Raw genomic sequence first — 25,141 nt, 5'->3', positions numbered from 1 at the left:
GGCCACGGCCACGATGCCGCAGGCGGCGGCCGGGTGGCCGGGAGAGCGGGCGGCAGAGCGGGCGGACGACAGGCGGGGACCGACCCGTCGCCCTTGGGCGCAGCCGGGGCAGTCGCAGTCGCTCGCGGGGTCGAATTCCGCGAACACCGGAGTCGCCATGCGATCTGCCTCACATTTGGATGGGATTTGTCCGCTAGTGTGCACGTTGGTCAGTTTCCCAACTGTCCACCCGATCACCACTTTGACGGTCCGAATGATGTACACAGCCCTTCCGGCGGCCGTCCGGTCACCGCGGGGTGGCCCGGAGGTGGTCGGAGGCACCCCCGAAGGTCAGGTAGAGTTATCTCCGTCAGCAGGCGCCGCTAGCTCAGTTGGTTAGAGCAGCTGACTCTTAATCAGCGGGTCCGGGGTTCGAGTCCCTGGCGGCGCACCGACCGGAAGGCCCCTCGCGAAAGCGGGGGGCCTTCCGCATGCACCCGTACGCCCGTACGGCAGGAGCATTCCGGGCACATGGTCGACGGCGTGGTCGAGAGCTTGCGGTGCCGGGTGTCGACCCGCAGCAGCCAGCGGTCCGCACGCTCCGTCGAGGACAGGACGACGTCCTCCGTGTGGTCGCGGCCGACCGTCTCCGGCCGCACCGGCTCCGGTACCGGCAGGGCTGCCGCCATGGCTCCGGCGACGTCCGCGCGGGCGCCGCGCAGCCGGTCGTAGACGGCCGGCGCCGGCCGTCGGCGCAGGCTCCGTCCCCGCACGGGTCGCGTACCCTCTGGCCATGGCAGCCCGGGACCTTCAGGAGCGGATCAAGAAGCTGATCGTGGACCGGCGGCTGCCCTCGGGAGCCCCGCTGCCGACCGAGCCGGAGCTGATGGAGTACCTCGGCGCGAGCCGGAACTCCGTGCGCGAGGCCCTGAAGGCGCTGCAGGCGATGGGGATCGTGGAGATCCGGCACGGGTTCGGGACGTACGTCGGCTCGATGTCCTTCGCGCCGATGATCGAGGGGCTGGCCTTCCGCACCGTGGCCGGCCACTACCGGGGCGAGGACTCGCTGCTGCAGCTGCTGGAGCTGCGCGAGGCCGTCGAGACCGGGCTGGTCTCACGGCTGGCCGGGCGGCTGCCCGAGGCGGACCTCGTTGAACTGGACGCCCTTGTGCACCGTATGGAACGGGAGGCCGCCGAGGGGGCGGGCCTCGCCGAGACCGACCGGGCCTTTCATGCCACCCTCTACCGGGGGCTGGACAACGTGTTGCTGAGCGAGGTGCTGGAGGCGTTCTGGGACGCCTTCCACCGGGTGCAGCGGGATCTGGTGGGCGTGCCGCAGGACCCCAGGGTCACCTGCCGGCAGCACCGGGAGATCCTGGACGCGGTCCGGTCCGGCGACTCGATGCGGGCGGAGGAGGCCATAAGAGACCACTTCGGCAACATCCGTGTCCGCCTCTCCGGCACCGGCGCACCCCGGTCCCCCGAGACCACCGCCGCACCTCAGCCTCCCGAGACCCACCCGCGCCACAATGAACGGGTTTGACCGGTAAACACCGCGTTTCGCGTCTTGCGATCATGTGGAGCGTCGTAGAAACCTGGACGTCCAAGCTGCCGCCGTTCTGCGGCAGTTGGGGGGAAACAAGCGGTTGCGGAACGGCGGGGAGGGGGCCCCGCTCATGAATCGATGCCGAGGGGGGCATCATGCAACCGGAAGGTCGCCGTCCCGTGTCCATAACATGGGGAAGACGTGGGGACTGCGAGCCACCACAGCGACAAGACACGCGGTGACCTGCGTGTGGGGGGAATGACTCATGACGTCGACGCCGACGGGCGCCGGACCGAGCCACGCTCACGACGATCCGTCACAGACCACACAGCTCCGGGCGATCGGGCACCGGACGGGCCAGTTCCGCCGGATGAGGAAGAGCCTGCCGAGATACGACTACGAGCACTACAGCCGGCTCGCGGGCCCCCTCACCCAGCCCGACCCGACCAGGCCCTACAGGGTGCAGTACCGGTCGCTGCTGTCGCAGGAGCCGCATCGCATCCGCGCCGCGCTCATGCTGGGCGCGGCTCCCGTGCTCTCCCTGGTCCTGCTGTTCTGGCTGCTCCAGCCCGACCACTGGACCCAACGCGACCATCCCGCCCACGACTTCCTGCCGACCCTCGACACCGTCATGCTCGTCTCGATCGGCCTGATCGAGTTCTTCCGCTGCATGAACGTGCTGTCCAACGCGCACGCCACGCTCGTCGCCCGCGACCCGGTCCCGGTCGTGCCCGAGACCGGCACCCGCGTCGCCTTCCTCACCTCCTTCGTGCCCGGCAAGGAGCCGCTGGAGATGGTGACGAAGACCCTGGAAGCGGCGGTCAAGCTGCGGCACCGGGGCCTGCTGCACGTGTGGCTGCTGGACGAGGGCGACGACCCGGCGGTCAAGGAGGTCTGCGCCCGGCTCGGCGTGCACCACTTCACCCGCAAGGGCGTCGAGAGGTGGAACCAGGCCAAGGGCCCGCACCGCGCCAAGACCAAGCACGGCAACTACAACGCCTGGCTGGAGGCGCACGGCGAGGGCTACGACTTCTTCGCCTCCGTCGACACCGACCACGTACCGCTGCCCAACTACCTGGAGCGGATGCTCGGTTACTTCCGCGACCCGGACGTCGGCTTCGTCATCGGCCCGCAGGTCTACGGCAACTACGACACGTTCGTCACCAAGGCCGCGGAGTCCCAGCAGTTCCTCTTCCACGCCCTGATCCAGCGCGCCGGCAACCGCTACGGCGCCCCGATGTTCGTGGGCACCTCGAACGCCGTGCGCATCGGCGCCATCAAGCAGATCGGCGGCCTGTACGACTCGATCACCGAGGACATGGCGACGGGCTTCGAGATGCACCGCGCCAAGAACCCGGCGACGGGCCGGAAGTGGAAGTCGGTCTACACCCCGGACGTGCTCGCGGTCGGCGAGGGCCCGAACGCCTGGACGGACTTCTTCACCCAGCAGCTGCGCTGGTCCCGGGGGACGTACGAGACGATCCTCAAGCAGTACTGGAAGGGCCTGTTCACGCTGGGGCCGGGCAAGCTCTTCAACTACACCATGATGATCATCTTCTATCCGATGTCCGCCCTCAACTGGATCCTCGCGGCACTGAGCTGCGCGCTGTTCCTGGGCCTCGGCGCCTCGGGTGTGAACATCGACCCGACCGTGTGGCTGATGCTGTACGGCAACGCCTCCGCGCTCCAGATCGGCCTGTACATCTGGAACCGGCGGCACAACGTCTCCCCGCACGAGCCGGAGGGTTCGGGCGGTGTGGCGGGCATGGTGATGTCGGCCCTGTCGGCCCCCGTCTACGCCCGCTCCCTCATGGACGCCGTACTGCGCCGCAAGAGCAAGTTCGTGGTGACGCCCAAGGGTGAATCGGCAAGCCCCGACACGTTGTTCGGGACGTTCCGGATCCACTGGTTCTTCATCCTGGTCTTCGCCGGCTCACTCGCCGCCGGCTTCGCGTTCGGGCACTCCCACCCCGCGATGATCACCTGGGCGTCCTTCGCCCTGCTGATCACCGCGTCGCCGATCTTCGCCTGGCAGTACACGCTGCGGCAGGAGAAGCGGAAGCCCACGGCGGCCGTCGCCGAACCGCAGACCGCGGTTCCGCACCCGGGCCACGCGCCGCACGTCCCGCAACAGCGGCCCACCTGGGCGGCGGCCGGGCACGGGGAGCGGAGCGCGGACCGGAGCGGGGAGACCGAGCAGACCATGCAGATCGCCCTGGGCGGACTTGGGGGACGTAAGAAATGAAGGACCAGGCCGGCCGCCGTCGTGCCCGCAGGCTTGCGATCGGTACGGCGGTGGTACTCGCGCTGGCCGGGATGAACGGGCCGTGGCTGTACCGCTTCGGCACCGCGCAATACCACCAGTACAAGATCAACAGACCCGAGTACAAGGCCGAGAACGGCCACTGGGACATCATCGAGTTCCCGCCGGAGTACCGCCAGGACACCATCCACGCCGCGCTCCTGCACACCGGCAAGGTGCTGCTGGTCGCGGGCTCGGGCAACAACCAGGACAACTTCAACCAGAAGAAGTTCGACACCCGGATCTGGGACCCGGTCAAGGGCACGATCAAGAAGATCCCCACGCCCAACGACCTGTTCTGCACCGGCCACACCCAGCTGGCCAACGGCAATCTGCTGATCGCGGGCGGCACCAAGCGGTACGAGAAGCTCAAGGGTGACGTCAAGAAGGCCGGCGGCGTCATGATTCTCTACAACGAGAACCCGGACAAGCCGATCACCCTGCCCGCGGGCACCGAGTTCACCGGCAAGACCAACGGCAAGACGTTCGTCTCGCAGGACTCCGTGCTCCTTCCGCGCGCCCGGAAAGTGTTCGACAGGACCGGCAAGTGGCTGCGGAACAACCCCGGTTACGGCCGTGTCTACGTCGAGGCACAGCAGGAGGGCACCCAGTACGAGACCGGCACCCAGGACAACTACCGGATCCCGGGCCTGACCGGCGCCGACGCGCGCAACACCTATGGCATCGCGCAGAAGCTCGCGCTCGACAAGAAGGACTTCGAAGGGATCAAGGACTCCTACGAGTTCGATCCGGTCGCCGAGCGGTACATCAAGGTCGACCCGATGAACGAGGCCCGCTGGTACCCGACGCTGACGACGCTGTCGGACGGGAAGATCCTCAGCGTCTCCGGACTGGACGACATCGGCCAGCTGGTGCCGGGCAAGAACGAGATCTTCGACCCGACGACCAGGACATGGACGTACACCAGGACCACCCGGCAGTTCCCGACGTATCCCGCGCTGTTCCTGATGCAGAACGGGAAGATCTTCTACTCGGGGTCCAATGCGGGGTACGGGCCGGACAACATCGGCCGTGATCCCGGCATCTGGGACGTCGACACCAACACGTTCGCCAAGCTGCCCGGGCTCAGCGATCCGGACAAGATGGAGACCTCCGGGACCGTGTTGTTGCCTCCGGCGCAGAACGAGAAGTTCATGGTGGTCGGGGGTGGTGGTGTCGGTGAGTCCAAGCTGTCCAGCAAGAGGACACGGCTCATCGACCTGAAGGACCCGAGTCCCAAGTTCACGGACGGGCCCGAGCTGGAGAAGGGGACCCGGTATCCGCAGACCTCGATCCTGCCCGACGACACGGTGCTGGTCAGCGGTGGCTCGGAGGACTACCGGGGGCGCGGCGACTCCAACATCCTGCAGGCGCGGCTGTACCACCCGGACAGCAACAGCTTCACTCAGGTCGCCGATCCTCTGGTGGGCCGGAACTACCACTCCGGGTCGATTCTGCTGCCGGACGGGCGGGTGATGTTCTTCGGGTCCGACTCGCTGTACGGGGACAAGGCGAACACGAAGCCGGGAAAGTTCGAGCAGCGGATCGAGATTTACACGCCGCCGTATCTGTACCGGGATTCACGGCCGACGCTCGGTGGTGGTCCGCAGACGATCGCTCGCGGCGACTCGGGGACGTTCACCTCAGATCATGCGTCGAGCATCAAGAAGGTGCGGCTGATTCGGCCGAGTGCGTCGACGCATGTGACGGATGTGGATCAGCGGTCCATCGCACTGGACTTCAAGACGGCCGGGGACAAGCTCACGGTGACGGTGCCGGAGAACCGGAATCTGGTGCAGTCCGGGTGGTACATGCTGTTCGTGGACGACGACCAAGGGACGCCGTCCAAGGCTCAATGGGTCAGGGTTCCCTAGTCACTTGCTGTTCTCGGCAAGGGCGAGTGCATAACTCGCCCACCAGTCCCCTGCCTTCGGCCCGCCCTTGCACGTGCCGTCGGACTCGCCCGGCCTCTTGACCCACAGGTAGGCGTCCACCAGGGGGTCTGCCGTTTTCGTTGTCGGAGGCTCTCCCAGGGCTCGGCCCGGCGGGTTGCACCAGCGCTGGGCCGGGTCGCCGGACGTGTAGGGGCCGTTGCCGTTGCGGCTGGTGTCGATGACGAAGTGTTTGCCGCCCAGCTTCGACGAGAGTTGCTTGCCGTAGGCGAGGGAGTCCTGCGTGGAGTAGAAGTTGGAGACGTTGACGGAGAAGCCGTCGGCCTGGGCGATGCCGGCCTGCTGGAGGGGCTGGAGGATCTGGTCGGGGTGGCCCCAGCCGGCGTTGCCCGCGTCCAGGTAGACCTTGGTGTTCTTCAGGGACTTGAGCCTGGCGATCGCGCCCTTGAGGAGGTCGTAGCGCTCCTCGTGGAACTGGGCCGGGGTGCAGCCGTCGGCAAGGTGGCGTACGGCGTCCGGTTCCAGGATCACGATGGCGGAACGGTCCTCGATGCCCCGGACCACGCCGTCGATCCAGGCGCGGTAGGCGTTGCCGTCGGCGGCGCCGCCCTGGGAGTACTGGCCGCAGTCGCGGTGCGGGATGTCGTAGAGGACGAGCAGGGCCGTGCGGTCGGACTTCTGGGCGGCCTCGGTGAAGCCGCGGGCCTCGTTCTCCGGGTTCTCCGGGCCGATCCACTCCCCCGTCGGCTGCTCGGCGATCTTCCGGATCTGCTCGGCCTTCGTCTTGTCGCCGGACTTGGTGTAGGCGGTGAGCTGGCGGGCCGCGGTGCCGTCCGGGTTCACCCAGAACGGGTCGGCGGCCTTGGGCTGTTGGGTGATCCGGCCCCCGGAGTCGCCGTTCTCGTCCCCACCGCCGGAGGAGCATCCGGCGAGCAGCAGTGCCGCCCCCAGCACGGCCGCTGCCGACGCCCGTACGGAAGACCGGGCCCCCCTGCTGTCGTACATGCGCTTCCCCCTGGTCCCCCTGGGCGAACTTGGTCCGGGTGCCAATCGTGGCATATCCGGGCGGTCCGTCACGAGGTCGCGTGGTGGGGCGTACCGGAGTCAGCGGGTGGTTCCGGTGAGGTACGCGGACACCACCACGTTGGCCGTGTAGCTGCGGCTGGCGCGGTCGAAGGTGCCGCCGCAGGTGATGAGGCGGAGTTCGGCACGGCCGGGCCGATGGGGGCCGTAGGCCTGGTGGGCGTCGAAGCCGGCGCGGGGCAGGACGCGTACGTCGTCGATGGTGAACGTAGCGACCTTGCCGTCCGAACGGACCACCCGGACCGATGCGCCGGGCTTGAGGGTGCTGAGCTTGTAGAAGACCGCGGGCCGGGTCTCGGTGTCGACGTGCCCGACCAGGAGTGCCGCTCCCCGGGCGCCGGGTTCGGGGCCGGCGCCGTACCAGCCGACCACGCCCGGCTGGTCGAGGGGCGGCGGGTCCACGGCACCCTGGGTGTCCAGGCCGCGGCTCACCACCGGTGCCCGCACGCCCAGTTGGGGGATGTCGACGCGCTGGGGCAGGGCGTCCCCGAGCGGCTGGGCTGCGCGGGGCAGCAGGGCGGGGTCCTGGGAGCCGAGGGCGAACACGCCGCCCGTGGCGGGGGTGTCCGCGCCTCGCGGTACGTCGGTCAGCGCGCGCCCCCACAGCCACAGCCCGAGCAGCAGCAGCGCCCAGGCCAGGCCGGTGATCAGCCGCCCGGTACCGCTGGTGCGTTCGCGCTCGTCGGACATGGGCCGCCTTCAGCGCGGGTCGCGGCTCCGGCGGGCGCGCAGCCCGACGGCGACCACCGCGATCCCGGCGAGGGCCAGGCCGGTCACCGCCTGCACGGTGTCGGGCCCGGACTCGGTGGTGGCCACGGTGGCGAAGTGCGCGGTGCCGCCGCCTCCGGCGCGGACAGGGGCGACGGGAGAGGCTCCGTCGGCGGGCTTACGGCCGGGCTCCGCGCTCTGCCCGCTCCCCCGACCGGCCCCGGTCCCCCGGGCGCTTCCCGTCCCCGTGTCGGTCCCCGTCCCCCGGTCGGTCCCGGCCCCCCGATCGCCCACGGTCCCCCGGTCACTTCCCGTCCCCCGACCGGCCCCGGTCCCCCGGTCGCCCACCGTGATCCTCCCGCTGATCACGTAGTCGGCGCAGGTGACCTTGACGTCGTACGCGCCCGGCTTGAGGGAGGAGCGGACGCGGGTCTCACCGGACAGGCTGCCCTGGCCGCCGGTCAGCCGGGCGTCGGAGACGAAGGCGGGTGAGACGGCGGTGCCCTGCCGTCCGTAGCAGCCGCGCACCCGCAGGCCCACGTCGGTGCCGGGCGCGGGGGCGGCGGGGGTCACGGAGACCGAGCCGGTGTCGGCCGCGTGGGCCGGCGCCGGGGCGAGGACGGCAGCGGCCAGGATTCCTGTACAGAGAGTGAGGCGTACTGAGCCCATCGTGAACCTCCAGATATCAGGAGGCTCCCCCGGCCCGGGCGCCCCCGCATCCTCGGAGGGCGCCCGATTGCTCCGAATGGGTGGACCGGGGTGTGAAATCCGCAGGTCAGACCAGGTCGACCAGATCGGCGATGGAGTCGACGACCTGGGAGGGGCGGAAGGGGTAGCCATCGACGTCGTCGGGCTGGGTGACGCCGCTGAGCACCAGGAAGGTGCGCATTCCGGCCTCCAGGCCCGCGAGGACATCGGTGTCCATGCGGTCGCCGATCATCGCGGAGGTCTCGGAGTGGGCGCCGATCGCGTTCAGGCCGGCGCGCATCATCAGCGGGTTGGGCTTGCCGACGAAGTACGGCTTCTTGCCGGTCGCGGCGGTGATCAGGGCGGCGACCGAGCCGGTGGCGGGTAGGTCGCCCTCGGTGGACGGGCCGACGTTGTCGGGATTGGTGGCGATGAACCGTGCGCCGTCGTTGATCAGCCGTACGGCCTTGGTCAGGGCCTCGAAGGAGTAGGTGCGGGTCTCGCCGAGGATCACGAAGTCGGGGTCGTGGTCGGTGAGGATGTAGCCGATGTCGTGCAGTGCCGTGGTCAGTCCGGCCTCGCCGATGACGTAGGCGCTGCCGCCGGGCCGCTGGTCGCTCAGGAACTGGGCGGTGGCGAGCGCCGAGGTCCAGATGTTCTCCACCGGCACCTCCAGGCCCATGCGGTTCAGCCGGGCGTGCAGGTCGCGGGCGGTGTAGATGGAGTTGTTGGTGAGCACAAGGAAGGGCCGGCCGGACTCACGCAGCTTCTTCACGAAGGCGTCGGCGCCGGGGATCGGCACCCCCTCGTGGATCAGGACGCCGTCCATGTCGGTGAGCCATGACTCGATGGGCTTGCGGTCTGCCATGTTGTGCGTCTCCTGGCATGCGTACGGTCAAGAAAGCAGGGGCGAGAAAGCGGGGGGCGCCGGAACCACGGCGTACCGACGCCCCCAGCCTAGCCATCGGTGGCCTGATCCTGACCCCGGTCTGCCGCCGGTTGTCCAGGTCAGCTGCCGGTCGCCGACTTCCAGTCCTCGACGTAGGACGTGAGGTTCTTGTTGATGTCGTTCCAGTCGGGCTCGAAGAAGTCGACGCCGTCCATCAGCTTGGTGAGGGCGATGGCGTTCGCGTCGGTGGCCTTGACGTCCTGGCGGGCCGCGAAGCCGCCGCCGATCTCGCTGACCTCCTGCTGCTGCTTCTGCGCGAGCATGAAGTCGAGCAGCTTCTTGCCGTTCTCGGTGTGCGGGGCCTTGGTGACCAGGCCGGCCGCGTAGGGCAGGGCGAAGGTGGTGCGCTTGCCGTTCTTGTCGGCCGGGAACCAGATGCCGAGGCCCGGCATGGTCTTGGACTGGGCGTAGTTCATCTGCACATCGCCGTTGGCGACGAGCAGTTCACCCTTGTCGACCTTGGGCGCGAGCTTGCCGGTGGAGGCGGACGGGCCGACGTTGTTGGCCTGCAGCTTCTTCAGGTAGGCGAGGGCCTGGTCCTTGCCGCCGAAGTCGTGCATCGCCTTGATCAGGACGGCGGTGCCGTCACCGGCGACACCCGGGGTGGAGTACTGCAGCTTGTTCTTGTACTTGGCGTCGAGCAGCTCGTCCCATGTCTTGGGGGCCTGCGTCAGCTCCTTCTTGTTGTAGACGAAGCCGAAGTAGTTGTCGACGACCGAGGTCCAGGTGCCGTCCGTGGCCTTGTCGGCGCCGCTGACCCGGCCTGCGTCCTTGGGCTCGTACTTCTCCAGCAGGCCCTTGGCTCCGGCCTGCTGGATGAAGGGCGGGAGGGTGACCAGCACATCGGCCTGCGGGTTGCTCTTCTCGCGGACGGCGCGCTGCACGATCTCGCCGGAGCCGCCCTCGACGTACTTGACCTTGATACCGGTCTGCTTGGTGAAGTCCGCGAAGACCTTGTCGTACCAGCCGTCGCCCTTCTCGCCCTTGAGGCCGTCGGCGCTGTAGACGGTGACTTCCTTGGCGTCGGAGGCGGAGGAGGAGGAACCGCCGCAGGCGGACAGCGCGGGGGTGGCGAGGAGAGCGAGGGCTATGGCGAGCGTGATGCGGGTTCTGGGCATGGCGAGGCCAACTCCTGGCGTGATAAGGGACGTTCGGGGAGGTATGGGGGGTGGGTCAGCGGTATGACGCCCGGGTGCGGACCCGGGAGACGGCGAACAGGACGAGCAGGGTCGCGGCCATCAGCACCACGGCTACGGCGGAGCCGGTGAACAGGGCGCCGCGGTCGGTGGCCGCGTAGATCAGGACGGGCAGCGGGGTCCAGTCGGGCGGATAGAGCATCATCGTGGCGCTCAGCTCGCCCATGGACAGGGCGAAGCAGAGGCCGGCGGCGGCGGTGAGCGAGGGAAGCAGCAACGGCAGCCGTACCCGCCACAGCACATGGGACGGCCGGGCGCCGAGGGAGGCGGCGGCCTGTTCGTAGGCCGGGTCGAGGCGGGTGATCGCCGCCGACACGGACTGGTGGGCGAAGGCCGTGACCAGCACGGTGTGCGCGAGGATCACGATCCACCGGGTGCCGTTCAGCAGCATCGGCGGCTTGGAGAACGCCACAAGGACCGACAGTCCTACGACGACGGAGGGCACGGCGACGGGCAGCACGAAGAGGGCATCGAGGATGCGCCGGTACCGCTTCTTCAGCGCCGCCCCGGCCAGCGCGGCCCAGGTGCCGACGGCCAGCGCGAGCAAGCTGGCCGCGGTGGCGGTGAGCAGGCTGGTGGTGAGCGCCTGCAGAGCCTCGCCGCGGGTGGCGGCACGGTAGTCGGCCGTGGTCAGGCCCGAGGGCAGGACGCCGGACCAGTGGGTGGCGAAGGAGGCGCCGAGGACGACGAGGAGGGGAAGGGCGAACAGCGGCAGGAAGAGCAGCAGGAACACCGCCCATACCGCCCACTTGGCCCCCCGGCTATGCACCAGCACGACGGCTCACCACCCGGTAGAGGCCGTACAGCCCCACGGAGATCAGGACGTTGACGACGGCGACCACACACGCGCCCGGATAGTCGGACTCCAGGATCGCCTTGCTGTAGACGAGCATCGGCAGGGTGGTGACCCCCTTCGCGCCGGTGAACAGCACGATCCCGAACTCGTTGAGACAGAGCACGAGGACGAGGCTTCCGCCGGTCGCGAGCGCGGGCAGCGCCTCGGGCAGGATCACCTGCCGCACGATCCGCGGCGCCCGGGCGCCCAGCGAACTGGCCGCCTCCAGCTGCGCGGTGTCCAGCTGCGAGAACGCGGCGAGCAGCGGCCTCATCACGAACGGCGTGAAGTAGGTGACCTCCGCCAGGAGCACCCCCCAGGGCGTGGTGAGGAACTGGAAGGACCCGATGATGCCTGTGGTGCCGTAGATGAACAGCAGCGCCAGCGTGATGAGGAAGGACGGGAAGGACAGATACACATCGATGAACCGCGCCACCGCTTTCGCTCCGGGGAACGGCACAAACGAGATGACCAGCGAGAGCAGGAATCCCAGCACCAGGCAACCAGCGGTGGAGGCCAAGGCCAGCCAGATGGTGGTCCACAGCGCGTTACGGAAGCCTGCGGAGGCGAAGACGTCGGCGTACGGCTGGAGTGAGGTGCCGCCGGAGTCCGGCTGGAAGGACTGCTGGACGACGAGGGCGAGGGGGTAGAGGAAGAAGAGGGCGAGGAGGGCCACCGGGGGCAGGGCCCACAACAGGCGCCTATGCATGGGTGACTCCGGCGGGCAGCAGCACCGCGTCCTCGGAAGCGAAGTGCAGCGTCACCGAGTCTCCGTACGCCGGCGGATCCTTGAGTTCACGCAGGTCCGCCATGACCGTGTGCCCGTCGACGTCCACGTACAGCCGGTGCGTGGCTCCCCGCCACTGGATCTCCCGTACGACACCGGCGAGTTGATTGGGCCCCTGTCCCAGCCCGACCAGATGCGGCCGTACGCACAGCGTGGCCCGTGCCCCGGCGAGCACCCCCTCGGTGCCGACCTTCAGCTCGGTGCCCGCGAAGGAGACAGCCCCACAACCCACGGTCACCGGCACCAGATTCGCGCCGCCCACGAAGGACGCCGTGAACTCATCGGTGGGTGCCCGGTACAGCTCCCTCGGCGTCCCGCATGCACGCAGCTTCGCCTTGTCCATGACGGCGATCCGGTCGGCCAGCGTCAGTGCCTCGACCTGGTCGTGGGTGACGTACAGCATCGACACGTCCGGCAACTCACGGTGCAGCCGGGCGAGTTCGGCGAGCATTCCGGACCGCAGCTGGGTGTCCAGCGCGGACAGCGGCTCGTCGAGGAGCAGTACGGCGGGCCGGATGGCGAGCGCGCGGGCGATGGCGACCCGCTGCTGCTGTCCGCCGGACAGCTCGCGCGGGTGGCGGCGGGCGTAGGCGGCCATGCCGGTCATCTCCAGCGCCTCGGCGACCCGCTGCCGTGTCTCGCTCTTGGAGATCCTGGGGTGCTTGCGGGCCTTGAGCCCGAAGGCCACGTTCTCGTCGACCCGCATATGCGGGAAGAGCGCGTACTGCTGTACGACCATGCCGATGCCCCGCCGGTACGGCGGCAGGTCCGTCACGTCCCGGCCGCCGAGAAGCACCCGCCCGGACACGGGCCGCACGAACCCGGCGACCGCCCGCAGCGCGGTGGTCTTGCCGGATCCGGACGGCCCGAGCAGCGCCATGACCTCGCCGGGCTCGACGGTCAGGTCGAGCGAGTCCAGCACGATGTTGCGGTCGTAGGCGACGGTGACGGAGTCGAAGCGGATGCCCATCTCAGTGCGCTCCCGGGAGCAGGGCGGGCAGGTCGGCGACGGAATCGAGGACGTGTGTGGCACCGGCGGCGCGGAACGCCTCGTCGCCGTGGGCGCCGGTGCGCACCCCGGCGACCAGCCCGGCCCCGGCGCGTACGCCACTCAGCACGTCGTAGGAGGTGTCCCCGACGACCGCGATCTGGCGTACGTCCTCGGCGGCCTTGGTGCGGACGAAGGCCTCCAGGACCATGTCCGGGTACGGCCTGCCGCGCCCGCCGGCGTCGGCCGGGCACAGGGTGAGCGGGACGAGGTCCCGCCAGCCGAGGGCGTCGAGGATGGCGTCCTGGGTGACGCGGGCGAAGCCGGTGGTCAGGACGACGGTACGACCGCCGGCGGCGAGTTCCTCGATGGCCTCGCGGGCCCCGGGCACGGGCGCGATCAGCCCGGCGTCGACGAGACCGCCGTACGCCTTCTCGAAGGCGGTGTTGGCGCGCTGGGCGCGGTCCTCGTCGCCGAACAGGTACCGGAAGACGGAGATCTTGGACTCGCCCATGGTGGCGCGGACGTAGGAGAGGTGTTCGGCGTGCTCGGCCGAGCCGGGTGCGACACCCAGTTCGGTGGCGGCCGCCTCGAAGGCGCGCTCGACCAGTCCGCCGTCGGCGACGGTCGTGCCGGCCATGTCGAGGACGACGAGGCGGATGTCGGTCATGGTGGTCAACGTGCTCACCAGCCCAGTTCGTTCGCGGTGGTCTCGGCTATCGCGGGGGCGCAGGTCATGCCGCGCCCGCCGGGCCCGGTGACCAGCCACACCCCGTCGCGCACCCGCTGGCGGTGCACCACGCGGCCGGGCTCGGTGCACTGCGCGTACACGCCCGCCCAGCGGCGGCGGATGCGCGGCAGCGGCCGGCCGAGCAGGGACTCGACGACGCCGGCCAGGTGCTCGTACGGCTCCTCGACGGTGTCGAAGGCGAAGGGGTGCTCGTACTCGTGGGTGTCGCCGATGGTCAGGCCGCCGTCGGCGCGCTGCACCATGAGCAGCTGCATCTTGTGCTCGGCGGCGGTGTGCGCCTGGGGCCGGCCGGCGTTGAGCGCGTCCAGTGCCGGGGAGGCGTAGGCCGGGTAGTAGCGGAAGCTGTCGGCATCCGCGACCGAGGTGGTGAGCGGCTCGCCCAGCGGGTCGGTCTGCATCATCTGCAGGCGGACTCTGCGCACGGGCAGCTCGGGCCCGGCCAGCTCGCGGACCAGTCCGCCGAGCCAGGCGCCGGTGCACAGGACGGCCATGTCGGCCTGGTGTACGTCCCCGTGGTCGTCCCGGACGGTTCCGGCGCCGACCACCTCGCGGACCTCACGGCCCGGCAGGAAGGTGTAGTTCGGGGACTTCAACAGCTCGGCGCGCAGGGCGAGTTGGGCGGTGCGCGGCTCGACGGCCGCGTCCCGCTCACAGTACAGGGCGGCGGTGAAGTCGCCCCGCAGGGCGGGGTTGAGGGCGCGGGCCTCAGCGGGGGTGAGGAGCTTGTAGCCGCGGGCGGCGGCGTCCGGCCGGGCCACGGCGGCCTCGGCGACGGCCAGTTCCAGGGCGCCGCGGACGGGGGTCAGGGACCCGTTCGCCCTGAAGCCCAGCGCCGGCACGCGTGCACCGACGCCCTCCCACAGCTCACGCGCCCGCAGCGCGGTCTCCAGCTCTTCTCCGCCTGCGCGGCCGCTGACCCAGATCTGCCCGAAGTTGCGCAGCGAGGCGCCGCGCGCCTCGGTCTCGCGCTCGATCTGGACGACCTGGTGGCCACGCTGTATTGCGTGCCAGGCGTGCATGGTGCCCACCACGCCTGCTCCGACGACTGTCACTTTCACGACGTCAACGCTCCTCGGGATCGGGGAACCGGAAGGGTCCGGCTGACAACGAGAGCGTGAACGACCCATCACGTTTGGGCTAGACCCGTTATCTTTTCGTGATACTCACGATGACGTACGAGGGGTTGTTTTTCAGCCGCGCAGAGGGGTGGCGGTCAGCCCTTGAGGTGGGTTGTGAAGGAGAACCGGTCGCCTCGGTACAGGGTGCGCACGCGCTCCAGCGGCCGCCCCTCGGTGTCCCGCGACACCCGGTGGATCAGCAGCATCGGCAGGGCCGGCGGGGTGCCGATGAGCAGGGCCTCCCGGGGCGTAGCCAGCACGGTCTCGATGCGCTCGTCGGCGTCGCCGAAGTCGATGCCCTGGGCCTTCAGATAGGCGTAGAAGGAGGAGTCCGGGTCGAAGTCGCTCCGCAGACCCGGCACCCGCTCGACGGAGACGTAGGTGCTCTCCAGGCCGACCCGCTCGTCGTCGGCGAGCAGCACCCGCTCCAGGTGCCAGACCGGTTCGCCCCGGGTGAGCCCGGTCTCGGCGGCGAGGGCCTCCGGGCAGGGGAAGCGGTCGAGGGTGACGAGCGTACGACCGGGCGTACGGCCCTGCCGTCGTACACCCTCGGTGTAGCTGGCGAGGGACAGCGGCTGGGCCAGCTTGGGCCCGGCGACGACGGTGCCGCGCCCCTTTCGCCTCAGCCGCCCCTCCAGCACCAGCTCTCGTACGGCCTGCCGCACGGTCTCGCGGGCGACGTCGTACCGCTCGGCGAGATCCCGCTCGGTGGGGATGACGCTGTCCTCCCCCAGCTCGTCCAGTAGCGCGGCGATCCGTGCCTTCACCGCGTAGTACTTGGGGATACGCCCGTGCTCGGGAATGCCGGAGCGGACGGGGGCGCCGGGGGCCTGGTCGTTCGGGTAGTCCACGCAGGGATCGTCGCAGACGGAGCGGGTGCTGCCGGTACAGCCCCTGGTTCACCCGCGTCTGCGGGCCAGCAGCGACGCGCTCGCGCCGACGCCGAGCAACGCGGCGGCGGCCGCGAGCACCACGGAGGCGAGGCCAGGTCCGGTCCGCGCCAGCTCACCGCGCCGCCACCCCGCCTCCGGCCCCGCCTCGACGAACGGCGGGGAGAAGCCGGGTGCGAAGGAGGGGGTGCCGGGCGTGACCCGCGGACTGCCGGACGCGCTGGGCGCCGCGCTCCCGCCGTCCCGCGTACCGACCGGCTCCGGTGTCGGGTCCGCCCCGTCCTCGCCGATCCCGAACCGGTACGGGTTGGACTCGCCGACCCAGTCCCCGTCGTCACCCCGGCGCTGGACGACGGCGGCGTTGACGGTGACCCGCTCGGTGACGGCGTCGGAGGGCAGCGCGAGTCTGACCCTGACACTGACGGTCCCGCCGGGCGGTACGGCGAACCCGTCGAACCCGGCGGCGTCCAGCACGCCGATCAGCTCCTGCTCGTCGGTGCCCTCGAACTTCACCGGCCGGGCCCTGGAGCCGTCGAAGAAGTCCAGCTGGGGCTGGTCCGGGCGCAGCGCGCGCTTGTCGTCCACGAGCACGATTACCGGGTGGACGCCGGTGCAGGGCCGGCGGGTGCTGTTGGTGAGGTCGACGTACCAGGTGCCGTATCCGCCGCCCGGCTCGTAGGAGGCCGGTCCGCCACGGATCCGGGCGGACAGCGGGAAAGCCCGCGCGTCGGCGCCGACACAGGCGGGGGGCGCGTCGGCGCGTACGGCGGCCGACGACACGGGGACGAGGACGGTGACGTTGGCGGCGGCTGCGGCGAGGCAGAGGGACAGGGACGTGCACAGTCGCATGAACACATGACCATGCCGGGTGCCCGGGGGTGCGCGGGGGTGCCACTCCGGTGCGTACCGGGAACTCCGCTCGATCAGCGCAGCTCACGGGGAGGGAGTCAGCTGGTGATGGTGACGCCCACCGTGACCACGGTCCGGCGCGGCAGGGTGCCGCAGGCCGGAAGCCGACCGTGCTGCAGTTCCCTGGAGGCGCGGGGCTGTATCGATATGCGGCTCCGCCGCGATGGGGGTCCCCCCGCTCGAGCGCAGTCGAGAGTGGGGGAGCGACCAGCCGACCACGGGCCCGCACCCGGCGACGGCCTGCAGAGCAACGGCGCTTGACTCCCCCGGCGGAAGCACAGGGCACCGTCACGCATCCCCCCGCCCGAACACCGGAGCCAGCAGCAGCTGTGCGGCCCCCTCGGCCACCACCCGCTCCCCCCCGCGAAGAACTCCGTACCGGCACCGCCTCCGCACGCACCCCCTCCCGCCGAGCCCGGGCATCGAGCACGTCGCTCACCCCCCGCACAAACACCTCCGGCGCCCCCGCCACCGTCCGCCCCCCGAGCAGCACCACATCGATGTCCAGCAGCCCCACCAGATTCGCCGCGCCCACCCCCAGCACACGCGCCGCCTCCCCGGGCTCCCCCCGCCCCACAGCCGCGAGGCACAGCACCTCCACGCACCCCCGGTTCCCGCACTCGCACAACGGCCCGTCCAGCTGGATCACCTGGTGCCCGAACTCTCCCGCCCCGGTCCGCGCCCCCCGATGCACCCGCCCACCGATCACCAGACCGGCACCGAGCCCCGTACCGAGATGCAGATACGCGAAAGACCTGGATCCCGCCTCACCCCCCACCGACAGCCCGAGCGCCGCGGCGTTCGTGTCCTTGTCCACCACCACCGGCACCCCCAACCGCTCCCCGAGCGCGTCCCGCAACGGAAACCCGTCCCACTCGGGAAACCCGGTGACCCGGTGCAACACCCCCCGCGCGTGATCGAGCGGCCCCGGAAGCGCCACCCCCACCCCGAGCAGCGTCCCGACACCGGCGAGGCCCTCGCCCCCGAGGCCCAGGCCGTCAGCCACCAGCCCCTCCACCGCCCCGGTGACCACCCCGAGCACCGACTCCGCCCCGGCCCCGAGATCCAGCTCCGCCCGCCGCTCCCCCACCACGGCCCCGTCCAGATCGACCAGCACCGCCCGCAGCTCGTCCCGGTCCAGATGCACCCCCACCGCATGCCCCGCCTCTGGCACCAGCCGCAGCACGGTCCGCGGCTTGCCCCCCGTCGACGCGCGCCGCCCGGCCTCCGCCGCGAACCCCTCCTCCCGCAGCCGCGCGGTGATCTTGCTGACGGCCTGCGGGGTCAGCCCGGTCCGCTCGGCCAGTTCGAGCCGGCTGATGCCCTGCGCCCCGGCGTCGCGCAGCAGCCCCAGCACCAGCGCGGTGTTGTGACTGCGCACCACACCGAGATTCGCCCCCACCGGCCCACCGCTCCCCGCCCCGGCCCCCTGCCCGGGCCGAGGCCCCGCACCGGCCCCAGCCCCGGATCCCGTACTCGCAGCCGCGCTCGCCCTCATCCCCGCCTCAGTCCCCGCCCTCGTCCTCGCCCTGTTCACACCCCCATTCTCCCCACCACTTGCACTTTGGCAATAGCGTTGCCAAAGTGGGGCCCATGACTGCTACTCCCCTCCGCGTCGGCCTGATCGGCTACGGCCTCGCCGGCTCCGTGTTCCACGCCCCGCTGATCGCCGCCACCGAGGGCCTCGCCCTGGACACCGTGGTCACCTCGAACCCGGAGCGGCAGGAACAGGCCCGGTCGGAGTTCCCGGACGTCCGCACGGCAGCCACCCCCGAGGAGCTGTTCGACCGTGCTGACCGGCTGGACCTGGTCGTCATCGCCTCGCCGAACAAGACGCACGTCCCGCTCGCCACCGCCGCCCTCAAGGCGGGCCTGCCGGTCGTCGTCGACAAGCCGGTCGCCGGCACCGCGGCCGAGGCCCGTGACCTCGCCGCCCTCGCCGAGGAGCGCGGCCTGCTCCTGTCCGTCTTCCAGAACCGCCGCTGGGACAACGACTTCCTGACGCTCCGCAAGCTGCTGCAGGACGGCGAACTCGGCGACGCCTGGCGCTTCGAGTCCCGCTTCGAGCGCTGGCGCCCGCAGCCCAAGGGCGGCTGGCGCGAGTCCGGGGACCCGGCAGAGATCGGAGGTCTGCTCTACGACCTCGGCAGCCATGTCGTGGACCAGGCCCTGGTCCTCTTCGGCCCGGTCACCGAGGTGTACGCCGAGTCGGTCGTCCGCCGCCCCGGCGCCGAGACCGACGACGACACCTTCATCGCCCTCACGCACGCGACCGGCGTCCGCTCCCACCTCTACGTCTCCGCGACGGCGGCCCAGCTCGGCCCCCGCTTCCGGGTCCTCGGCTCGCGCGCGGGCTACGTCAAGTACGGCCTGGACCCGCAGGAAGCGGCCCTGCGCGAGGGCGACCGCCCCGGCACCACCCCCGACTGGGGCACGGAGGACGCGTCCCTGTGGGGCCGTATCGGCTCCGGGGAGTCCCCGCTGACCGGCGGCGGAACGGCCGTACCGACCCTGCCCGGCGACTACCCCGCCTACTACACGGCCGTCGCCCGCGCCCTGACCGGCGCCGGCCCCAACCCGGTGACCGCCCTGGAGGCGGCCGCCGCCCTCGACGTACTGGAAGCGGCCCGCCGGTCCGCCCGGGACAAGGTGACGGTGACCCTCTGATGCAGCACCAGCAGCAGCACCCGCAGATCACACCCAGGACCGCCCCCGAACTCACCCCGTCCGTCGAGGAGTTGGAGGCACAGGAACGCCGCCTGGTCTTCCGGCAGTTCACGTACGACGACGCCTGGGCGCTCGGCTCGCTCCTGGCCGGGCTGGCCCGGGAGCGCCAGGCCCCGGTCGCGATCGACATCCACCGTGCCGGCCAGCAGCTCTTCCACGCGGCGCTGCCGGGCTCCACCCCGGACAACGACGCCTGGATCGCCCGCAAGCGCCGGGTGGTGGAGCGCTACGGCGCCTCGTCCTACCTGGTCGGCGCCCGTTTCCGGGCCAAGGGCAGCACGTTCGAGGACTCCTCCCGCCTGGACCCCGACACCTACGCGGCGCACGGCGGCTCGTTCCCGATCCGCGTCGAGAACGTGGGCGTCATCGGCGCGGTGACCGTCTCCGGCCTGCCCCAGCTGCAGGACCACAGGTTCGTCGTAGAGGCGCTGGAGCAGTTCCTGGAGATCGAGATCTGAACGAGAACCGACCGACCGGGGATTACCCGGGGGCGCCCTCCGGTTGGCACTGGTGTCACATCCGTCACCGCACCGCCCCGACCGGAGGAAACCAGGACCATGAGCGACACCCCGAACCCTCTCAAGGAGTCCGTCGGCCGGTACGGCATCTGGAGCCACGGCCTGCGCGACGAGGACCCGTCCCGCCGTGCCGAGATCGGCGACGCGGCGGCCGAGCTGGAACAGCTCGGCTACGGCGCCGTCTGGCTGGGCGGCAGCAGCGCGGCCCGGCACGCCGTCCCCCTGCTGGAGACCACGTCGACGCTCGCCGTCGGCACCAGCATCCAGAGCATCTGGCAGTACGAGGCCGCCGCGAGCGCCGCCGCCTTCGCCGAGGTCGAGGCGGCCCACCCCGGCCGCTTCGTGCTGGGCCTCGGCATCAGCCACGCCAAGCTGCACGACCAGTACCGCCGCCCGTACTCGGCCCTGGTGTCCTATCTCGACGCCCTGGACGAGGCCGGGGTACCCGCGAACCGCCGGGTGCTGGCCGCCCTCGGCCCGAAGACTCTCGATCTCGCGGGCACCCGCGCGGCCGGCGCGATCCCGTATCTGGTCACCCCCGAGCACACGGCCCAGGCCCGCGAGATCCTCGGTGAGACCGCGCTGCTGGCCCCGGAGTTCAAGGTCGTCCTGGAGACCGACGCGGCGAAGGCCCGCGCCACCGCCCGTGACGTCCTCGCCCTCTACCTCGCCCTCCCCAACTACACCAACACCTGGCTCCGCCTCGGCTTCACCGAGGACGACTTCCAGGACGGCGGCAGCGACCGCCTGATCGACACCTTCTTCGCCTGGGGCGACGAGACGAGGATCCGCTCCCGCATCGACGCCTTCCACAAGGCGGGCGCCGACCACGTGGCCCTCCAGGTGATCGACGCGGGCTCCCGCAAGGGCCTCCCCCGAGAGGGATGGAGGAGGCTCGCTGCCCTTTTGGAGGCGTAGCCGACAAAAAGGGGCGCGGGGAACTGCGCGACCAGCCACGAACCACCCGCGGTCGGCGACGAACCCGCAGTTCCCCGGCGCTCCCCAGCGGAGCGTCTACGCGTCCTTGAGCTCCTGCCGCTGCCGGCCAAGCCCAGCGATCTCCAGCTCGACCACATCCCCGGCCCGCAGATACGGCTTCGGCTCGGGCTGCCCCATGGCCACCCCCGCCGGCGTCCCCGTGTTGATGACGTCCCCGGGGTAGAGCGTCATGAACTGGCTGACATACCGCACGACTTCCGCCACGGGAAAGATCTGCTCGGCCGTCGTACCGTCCTGCTTCAGCTCCCCGTTGACCCACAGCTTCAGCGACAGCCGCTGCGGATCCGGGACCTCGTCCGCCGTCACCAGCCACGGCCCCAGCGGATTGAACGTCTCGCAGTTCTTGCCCTTGTCCCAGGTCCCGCCCCGCTCGATCTGGAACTCCCGCTCGGACACGTCGTGCGCCACCGCGTACCCCGCGACATGCGCGAGCGCCTCCTCGGCCGACTCCACATAGCGGGCCGTACGCCCGATGACGACGGCCAGCTCCACCTCCCAGTCGGTCTTCGCCGACCCGCGGGGGACGAGCACGGTGTCGTTCGGCCCGACCACCGTGTCCGCTGCCTTGAAGAAGACGACCGGCTCGGCGGGCGGCTCGGCTCCGGTCTCGCGGGCGTGGTCGTGGTAGTTGAGCCCGATGCACACGACCTTGCCGATGCGGCCGAGCGGTGGCCCGATGCGGAGCCCCGTCGCGTCCAGCGCGGGCAGCTCGCCGGCCTCGGCGGCCGCCCGTACCCGGCCGAGCGCGGCCTCGTCGGCGAGGAGGGCGCCGTCGATGTCGTCCACGATCCCCGACAGATCCCTGAGCGTTCCCTCGGCGTCCAGCAGCGCGGGCCGCTCCGCCCCCGCTGTACCGACTCGCAGCAGCTTCATGGTCACATCTCCCTCGGTCGCGGGCGCCCGGCCGATGGGTGCAGCCATCGGAGGACTGGCCGATCCTCCAATCCCGCAGTCCACTCCGCAAGACCCTGTTCACGTACTGGACCGTAACCAGCCCGCTCACTGATAGAGGGCCGCCCGCTCCACGGCGCTCCAGGTCGTGCTGGTGACGACGTACAGCGCGGCGGCGAGCGGTACGACCGCCACGGTGACGAGCGTGAAGAAGGACAGGAACGGCATGACCGCGTTGACCGCGCCGAGCCCCGGCACCTGCTCGCCGCCCCCGGCGCCCATCGTGACCGGATTGTTCGCCATCATCCGCTTGGTACGCCGGTAGTTGAAGGCGGCGACGGCCGCGACGAGGACGAAGAGCCCGAGGTAGACCAGCCCGGCCGGGCCGAACGGCCCGCCGGCGCCGAGCGCGTCGGCCCAGGTGCCGCCGAGCGGCGCCGAGAGCAGCCGGTGGGACAGCAGGCCATTGGCCTCGCCGCCGATCGTGGAGCTGGAGAAGAGGTGGTAGAGCAGGAAGAACGCGGGCAGCTGGAGCAGGCCGGGCAGACAGCCGGAGAGCGGTGAGACCTTTTCCTCGGCGTGCAGTTCCATGACCGCCTTCTGCAGCCGCTGCGGGTCCTTGGCGTGCTTCTCGCGCAGCTCGGCAATCTTCGGCTGGAGTGCGGCGCGGGCACGCTGGCCGCGGGCGGCGGCGCGGGACAGCGGATGGACGAGGAGTCGTACGAGCGCGGTGAACAGGACGATCGCGGCGGCGGCCGCGGAGGCGTGGAAGAGCGGCTGGAGCAGGTCGGCGAGATGCTCGACCAGGTGGGCGAAGAGGGAGAAGAGAGAGAAGACGGACATGGGTGATGAGCCCTCCGGGGGTCTCGTCGTGCCGGAGATGAGCAGAACGGCAGGACGACCCGCGCGGGGTCACGCGTACGGAAGAACTGAGACGTGCCCTACGCGGCGGTCGCCGGAAGGACGTGTCCGGGTGCCCTGGGCCTGCGGCGGCCGGGCGCGTCGGGATCGCGCTGGGGCAGGAACGCCGTACGCCGGGCCCGGTCGCGGATCGCCGTGCGCACCCGGGTGGGCGGGACGGCGGGTGCGCTGCGGGCGGCGAGGAGGGAGCAGAGGGTGAGCGCGGAACCGGCGGCGGCGGTCGCGGCCAGCGCCACGGTCGCGGTCAGATTGCCGGCGTCGAGCAACAGGACCGGCAGCAGCAGAAGCAGCAGCGGGGCGAGCGCACGCGACCGCGCGAGACTGCGGACCACTCGGCTCCCCTCCCCACGGTCACAACCGCCAACGTCTACCCGCCCTTTATACCTGACCAGCGAGAACACCGAGTACAGCGGCCGGTGATGACCGAAACCCGCCGGCGCTGCCGCGCCAGTGACGGACAATGTGCAAGTGCCTCGTACCCCCAGCTGTGTCCTGACCGACACGTCCCCCGCACGCGTCGACGACGGTCACGCGGTGGACCGGTTCGTCGAGATCGGCTCCTTCACCAAGGTGCTCACCGGTACGGCGCTGATGCGCATGGCCGCCGCGGGCCTGCTCGACGTCGACGACCCCGTCGAACGCTGGCTCCCCGCCACACCCGGCACCGGCATCACGCTGCGCAACCTGGCCACCCACACCTCCGGGCTGCCTCGCCTCCCGCCCGGTATCGGACTCTTCGAACTCCGCGATCCCTACGCCGCGTTCGACGCCGACGCCCTGCGCCGGCTGCTCGGCCGGCTGGACCAGGTCGCGGTCCGGCCGCCGGGACAGCAGGAGGAGTACTCCAACCTCGGGTACGCCGTGCTGGGCGCCGCGCTGGTCTCGGCGGCCGGTGCGTCGTACGAGGAACTGCTCGCCGAGCACGTTCTGCGGCCGCTGGACGTGCACGAGGTGAGCGTGCGGCCGGACGCGGACCGGCGGCTGCTCGCCCCGGGGCTGTTCGGCAGGGACCGCCGCCCCTGGACGATGAACGGGGCGATCCTTCCGGCGGGCGGGCTGTGGGCCACGCCGCGCGCGGTGGCCGACCTGCTGGTCCGGCTGGCGATCGAGCGCCGGCTGGGTGACCCCGCCCCCTCGTGGCAGAGGTCCGGGCCCCTCCTCTGGCACAACGGCGCCACCCGGCACGCCTCGGTCTTCGCCGGGGCGATGGAGAACGGCCGCTGGGTGGTCGTCCACCGCCTGGGCGGCGACTCGGACGACACCGACCGCACCGGTGTCGCCCTGGTCAGGGGGAGCGGCTCCACCCCCTCCTGAGCGACGTCGCGGGCCCCTCAGGACTCCTGGGCGGACTCCGTCTCCAGCGGCTCCAGCAGCCGCTTCGGCTTCAGCAGGGCCCGGCTGACCGGGTCCGCCGGGTCGCGGTCGAGGCCGGGGCCCGGTTCCATGACGACGTCCTCCAGCGCTACGACGGTCCGGCAGGCGGGACATTCGCCGTACGGGCCGAGTTCCGTGCCGCAGTCCACGTGCCGGAAGTACCGCCACCGCGCCTCGGAGAAGTGCTCGCGCCCCCACCGGCTGAGGGCACGCAGGGTGGGCCACAGGGAGATGCCGCGCTCGGTGAGGACGTACTCGTCGCGCGGCGGCGACTGCTGGTAACGGCGCTTTTCGAGGATGCCCTCGGCGGTCAGGGTCTGCAGCCGGGCGGCCAGGACGGCGCGCGGGATGCCGAGGTGGACCAGGAAGTCGTTGTAACGCCGCACGCCGTAGAACGCGTCCCGGACGACGAGCAGCGTCCAGCGCTCGCCGACGATCTCAAGCGCGCGGGCGATCGAGCACTCCTGTGTCACGTAGTCCTTGCCCAGTGCCATGCCCTCCACTGTAGCCACTTTCCGACACCTTGGTTCAGTGACCGAACCGATGGTGTTACGGTGTGCGGGTCAGGTCAGTTCAATGACCGAACCTATCTATGGCCGCAAGGGGCGCGACGACCCGTCGTACATCGCGCCGCAGGCCCCGGAAGGACAGGACCACGCCATGACCGGGCTCGACTCCGCCACCACCCCCGCAACCGCGGCCGCACGCGGCGCGAAGACCGCCCGGGACGCCCCCGTACGCCCCCGGGCCACCCTCGCCCTGACCAGCGCGGCCACCGCCGTGGCCCTGATGACGTACACGGCCCCGATGGTCACGCTCCCGGACACCGCGGCCGCCCTGCACACCCCGCTCTCCGGCCAGGCCTGGCTGCTAAACGGCACCCCGCTCGGCCTCGCCGCCCTGCTGCTGGTCGCCGGCAGCCTCGCCGACGACTACGGCCGCCGCCGGATCTTCCTCGGCGGCACCCTGGCCCTCGGCCTCACCACCGCACTCGGCGCCTTCACGACGTCGACCTGGCAGTTCACGCTCGCCCGCGTCGCCCAGGGAGCGGCGAGCGCGGCGATCCTGGCGAGCAGCCTCGGCCTGCTGGT

The 25,141-nt window shown here is 71.0% G+C and carries 25 protein-coding genes, 1 tRNA gene and 1 pseudogene; 9 read left to right on the top strand and 18 right to left on the bottom strand.

Going from position 1 to position 25,141, the window contains the following annotated elements; all coding sequences use genetic code 11:
- Window positions 1-356: 356 nt before the first annotated feature.
- Window positions 357-430, top strand: a tRNA-Lys gene (locus M878_RS76225).
- On the opposite strand, the gene M878_RS94880 is transcribed toward M878_RS76225, so the two are convergent.
- Window positions 396-752, bottom strand: coding sequence for a hypothetical protein (locus tag M878_RS94880; protein WP_078630403.1), 357 nt, complete (start codon window positions 750-752; stop codon window positions 396-398). The genes M878_RS76225 and M878_RS94880 overlap by 35 nt on opposite strands.
- 20 nt (window positions 753-772) lie before the next feature.
- Here M878_RS94880 and M878_RS76220 point away from each other — a divergent pair, with 20 nt between their 5' ends.
- The 3 genes from M878_RS76220 to glxA all read left to right on the top strand — a co-directional run bounded on the left by M878_RS76220 (window position 773) and on the right by glxA (window position 5,701).
- Window positions 773-1,522 carry a FadR/GntR family transcriptional regulator gene (locus M878_RS76220; protein WP_023550297.1) on the top strand — a complete coding sequence of 250 codons (750 nt, stop codon included), beginning with the start codon at window positions 773-775 and terminating at the stop codon, window positions 1,520-1,522.
- Between the two features lie 268 nt (window positions 1,523-1,790).
- A complete protein-coding gene (locus M878_RS76215) occupies window positions 1,791-3,770 on the top strand; it encodes a glycosyltransferase family 2 protein (RefSeq protein ID WP_023550295.1) in 1,980 nt (659 codons plus the stop codon).
- Window positions 3,767-5,701 carry a radical copper oxidase GlxA gene (glxA, locus tag M878_RS76210; protein ID WP_023550293.1) on the top strand — a complete coding sequence of 645 codons (1,935 nt, stop codon included), beginning with the start codon at window positions 3,767-3,769 and terminating at the stop codon, window positions 5,699-5,701. The genes M878_RS76215 and glxA overlap by 4 nt, the downstream gene beginning before the upstream one ends.
- Here the strand turns inward: glxA and M878_RS76205 are convergent, their stop codons facing one another.
- From M878_RS76205 to M878_RS94875, 13 genes and pseudogenes are all read right to left on the bottom strand, one after another.
- Window positions 5,702-6,724, bottom strand: coding sequence for a glycoside hydrolase family 6 protein (locus M878_RS76205; RefSeq protein WP_023550292.1), 1,023 nt, complete (start codon window positions 6,722-6,724; stop codon window positions 5,702-5,704).
- Between the two features lie 99 nt (window positions 6,725-6,823).
- Window positions 6,824-7,492 (bottom strand): class F sortase, encoded by a 669-nt coding sequence (locus tag M878_RS76200; RefSeq protein WP_023550290.1) that lies wholly within the window; start codon window positions 7,490-7,492, stop codon window positions 6,824-6,826.
- A gap of 9 nt (window positions 7,493-7,501) precedes the next feature.
- On the bottom strand, window positions 7,502-8,179 hold the full coding sequence (locus M878_RS76195) for a hypothetical protein (protein WP_023550288.1): 678 nt from the start codon (window positions 8,177-8,179) through the stop codon (window positions 7,502-7,504).
- 106 nt (window positions 8,180-8,285) lie between these two features.
- A complete protein-coding gene (locus tag M878_RS76190) occupies window positions 8,286-9,065 on the bottom strand; it encodes an HAD-IIA family hydrolase (RefSeq protein ID WP_023550287.1) in 780 nt (259 codons plus the stop codon).
- A gap of 140 nt (window positions 9,066-9,205) precedes the next feature.
- On the bottom strand, window positions 9,206-10,264 hold the full coding sequence (locus tag M878_RS76185) for a 2-aminoethylphosphonate ABC transporter substrate-binding protein (protein ID WP_023550285.1): 1,059 nt from the start codon (window positions 10,262-10,264) through the stop codon (window positions 9,206-9,208).
- Window positions 10,265-10,319: 55 nt separating this feature from the next.
- Window positions 10,320-11,117, bottom strand: a complete 798-nt coding sequence (locus tag M878_RS76180) for an ABC transporter permease (protein ID WP_031225865.1) — start codon at window positions 11,115-11,117, stop codon at window positions 10,320-10,322.
- Window positions 11,104-11,886, bottom strand: a complete 783-nt coding sequence (locus M878_RS76175) for a 2-aminoethylphosphonate ABC transporter permease subunit (protein WP_031225864.1) — start codon at window positions 11,884-11,886, stop codon at window positions 11,104-11,106. Before M878_RS76175 ends, M878_RS76180 begins: the two co-directional genes overlap by 14 nt.
- Window positions 11,879-12,934 carry an ABC transporter ATP-binding protein gene (locus tag M878_RS76170; protein WP_023550279.1) on the bottom strand — a complete coding sequence of 352 codons (1,056 nt, stop codon included), beginning with the start codon at window positions 12,932-12,934 and terminating at the stop codon, window positions 11,879-11,881. Before M878_RS76170 ends, M878_RS76175 begins: the two co-directional genes overlap by 8 nt.
- Before the next feature lies 1 nt (window position 12,935).
- Window positions 12,936-13,622, bottom strand: a complete 687-nt coding sequence (locus M878_RS76165; RefSeq protein ID WP_031225863.1) for a phosphonatase-like hydrolase — start codon at window positions 13,620-13,622, stop codon at window positions 12,936-12,938.
- A 14-nt stretch (window positions 13,623-13,636) separates the two neighbouring features.
- Window positions 13,637-14,761 carry a TIGR03364 family FAD-dependent oxidoreductase gene (locus tag M878_RS76160; protein WP_037730201.1) on the bottom strand — a complete coding sequence of 375 codons (1,125 nt, stop codon included), beginning with the start codon at window positions 14,759-14,761 and terminating at the stop codon, window positions 13,637-13,639.
- Window positions 14,762-14,916: 155 nt separating this feature from the next.
- Window positions 14,917-15,672 (bottom strand): GntR family transcriptional regulator, encoded by a 756-nt coding sequence (locus tag M878_RS76155; RefSeq protein WP_023550274.1) that lies wholly within the window; start codon window positions 15,670-15,672, stop codon window positions 14,917-14,919.
- Window positions 15,673-15,720: 48 nt separating this feature from the next.
- A complete protein-coding gene (locus M878_RS76150; RefSeq protein ID WP_023550272.1) occupies window positions 15,721-16,560 on the bottom strand; it encodes a hypothetical protein in 840 nt (279 codons plus the stop codon).
- 348 nt (window positions 16,561-16,908) lie between these two features.
- A pseudogene (locus M878_RS94875) lies at window positions 16,909-18,118 on the bottom strand (ROK family transcriptional regulator).
- Window positions 18,119-18,213: 95 nt separating this feature from the next.
- On the opposite strand from M878_RS94875, the gene M878_RS76145 reads away from it, so the two are divergent.
- The 3 genes from M878_RS76145 to M878_RS76135 all read left to right on the top strand — a co-directional run bounded on the left by M878_RS76145 (window position 18,214) and on the right by M878_RS76135 (window position 20,783).
- Window positions 18,214-19,287: a Gfo/Idh/MocA family protein gene (locus tag M878_RS76145; protein ID WP_023550270.1), complete on the top strand. Its 1,074-nt coding sequence runs from the start codon at window positions 18,214-18,216 to the stop codon at window positions 19,285-19,287.
- Window positions 19,287-19,805: a heme-degrading domain-containing protein gene (locus tag M878_RS76140; protein ID WP_023550268.1), complete on the top strand. Its 519-nt coding sequence runs from the start codon at window positions 19,287-19,289 to the stop codon at window positions 19,803-19,805. Before M878_RS76145 ends, M878_RS76140 begins: the two co-directional genes overlap by 1 nt.
- A gap of 99 nt (window positions 19,806-19,904) precedes the next feature.
- The gene (locus tag M878_RS76135; RefSeq protein WP_023550266.1) at window positions 19,905-20,783 is read left to right on the top strand and encodes an LLM class F420-dependent oxidoreductase; all 879 of its coding nucleotides are present in this window, start codon (window positions 19,905-19,907) and stop codon (window positions 20,781-20,783) included.
- Window positions 20,784-20,879: 96 nt separating this feature from the next.
- Here M878_RS76135 and M878_RS76130 read toward each other — a convergent pair whose 3' ends face one another.
- The 3 genes from M878_RS76130 to M878_RS76120 form a co-directional block, all read right to left on the bottom strand.
- Window positions 20,880-21,737 carry a fumarylacetoacetate hydrolase family protein gene (locus M878_RS76130; RefSeq protein ID WP_023550264.1) on the bottom strand — a complete coding sequence of 286 codons (858 nt, stop codon included), beginning with the start codon at window positions 21,735-21,737 and terminating at the stop codon, window positions 20,880-20,882.
- A 126-nt stretch (window positions 21,738-21,863) separates the two neighbouring features.
- On the bottom strand, window positions 21,864-22,598 hold the full coding sequence (locus M878_RS76125; RefSeq protein WP_023550262.1) for a YidC/Oxa1 family membrane protein insertase: 735 nt from the start codon (window positions 22,596-22,598) through the stop codon (window positions 21,864-21,866).
- A gap of 98 nt (window positions 22,599-22,696) precedes the next feature.
- Window positions 22,697-23,008, bottom strand: a complete 312-nt coding sequence (locus tag M878_RS76120; RefSeq protein ID WP_023550261.1) for a DUF6412 domain-containing protein — start codon at window positions 23,006-23,008, stop codon at window positions 22,697-22,699.
- A gap of 136 nt (window positions 23,009-23,144) precedes the next feature.
- Between M878_RS76120 and M878_RS76115 the strand changes: the two genes are divergently transcribed.
- Window positions 23,145-23,990, top strand: a complete 846-nt coding sequence (locus M878_RS76115; RefSeq protein ID WP_031225860.1) for a serine hydrolase domain-containing protein — start codon at window positions 23,145-23,147, stop codon at window positions 23,988-23,990.
- 17 nt (window positions 23,991-24,007) lie between these two features.
- Here the strand turns inward: M878_RS76115 and M878_RS76110 are convergent, their stop codons facing one another.
- The gene (locus M878_RS76110; RefSeq protein ID WP_023550257.1) at window positions 24,008-24,544 is read right to left on the bottom strand and encodes a winged helix-turn-helix transcriptional regulator; all 537 of its coding nucleotides are present in this window, start codon (window positions 24,542-24,544) and stop codon (window positions 24,008-24,010) included.
- 166 nt (window positions 24,545-24,710) lie between these two features.
- Here M878_RS76110 and M878_RS48980 point away from each other — a divergent pair.
- Window positions 24,711-25,141, top strand: a 431-nt coding sequence (locus M878_RS48980) for an MFS transporter (protein WP_158692935.1), incomplete at its 3' end; no start/stop codon positions are given.

The sequence above is a fragment of the Streptomyces roseochromogenus subsp. oscitans DS 12.976 genome, assembly GCF_000497445.1.
In the GTDB taxonomy this organism is placed as follows: domain Bacteria; phylum Actinomycetota; class Actinomycetes; order Streptomycetales; family Streptomycetaceae; genus Streptomyces; species Streptomyces oscitans.
The sequence above is the reverse complement of the archived record's forward strand: the minus strand, read 5'-3'. Positions and strand labels throughout refer to the sequence as shown.

Bases quoted from the DNA above. Each gene is read 5' to 3' on its own strand.
- M878_RS76175 (WP_031225864.1), bottom strand. From the start codon at position 11,886: ATGCATAGGCGCCTGTTGTGGGCCCTGCCCCCGGTGGCCCTCCTCGCC.
- M878_RS76190 (WP_023550287.1), bottom strand. From the start codon at position 9,065: ATGGCAGACCGCAAGCCCATCGAGTCATGGCTCACCGACATGGACGGC.
- M878_RS76205 (WP_023550292.1), bottom strand. From the start codon at position 6,724: ATGTACGACAGCAGGGGGGCCCGGTCTTCCGTACGGGCGTCGGCAGCG.
- M878_RS76140 (WP_023550268.1), top strand. From the start codon at position 19,287: ATGCAGCACCAGCAGCAGCACCCGCAGATCACACCCAGGACCGCCCCC.
- M878_RS76200 (WP_023550290.1), bottom strand. From the start codon at position 7,492: ATGTCCGACGAGCGCGAACGCACCAGCGGTACCGGGCGGCTGATCACC.
- M878_RS76145 (WP_023550270.1), top strand. From the start codon at position 18,214: ATGACTGCTACTCCCCTCCGCGTCGGCCTGATCGGCTACGGCCTCGCC.
- M878_RS76150 (WP_023550272.1), bottom strand. From the start codon at position 16,560: ATGCGACTGTGCACGTCCCTGTCCCTCTGCCTCGCCGCAGCCGCCGCC.
- M878_RS76110 (WP_023550257.1), bottom strand. From the start codon at position 24,544: ATGGCACTGGGCAAGGACTACGTGACACAGGAGTGCTCGATCGCCCGC.
- M878_RS76165 (WP_031225863.1), bottom strand. From the start codon at position 13,622: ATGACCGACATCCGCCTCGTCGTCCTCGACATGGCCGGCACGACCGTC.
- M878_RS76185 (WP_023550285.1), bottom strand. From the start codon at position 10,264: ATGCCCAGAACCCGCATCACGCTCGCCATAGCCCTCGCTCTCCTCGCC.
- M878_RS76215 (WP_023550295.1), top strand. From the start codon at position 1,791: ATGACGTCGACGCCGACGGGCGCCGGACCGAGCCACGCTCACGACGAT.
- M878_RS76125 (WP_023550262.1), bottom strand. From the start codon at position 22,598: ATGTCCGTCTTCTCTCTCTTCTCCCTCTTCGCCCACCTGGTCGAGCAT.
- M878_RS76135 (WP_023550266.1), top strand. From the start codon at position 19,905: ATGAGCGACACCCCGAACCCTCTCAAGGAGTCCGTCGGCCGGTACGGC.
- glxA (WP_023550293.1), top strand. From the start codon at position 3,767: ATGAAGGACCAGGCCGGCCGCCGTCGTGCCCGCAGGCTTGCGATCGGT.
- M878_RS76220 (WP_023550297.1), top strand. From the start codon at position 773: ATGGCAGCCCGGGACCTTCAGGAGCGGATCAAGAAGCTGATCGTGGAC.
- M878_RS76170 (WP_023550279.1), bottom strand. From the start codon at position 12,934: ATGGGCATCCGCTTCGACTCCGTCACCGTCGCCTACGACCGCAACATC.
- M878_RS76195 (WP_023550288.1), bottom strand. From the start codon at position 8,179: ATGGGCTCAGTACGCCTCACTCTCTGTACAGGAATCCTGGCCGCTGCC.
- M878_RS76130 (WP_023550264.1), bottom strand. From the start codon at position 21,737: ATGAAGCTGCTGCGAGTCGGTACAGCGGGGGCGGAGCGGCCCGCGCTG.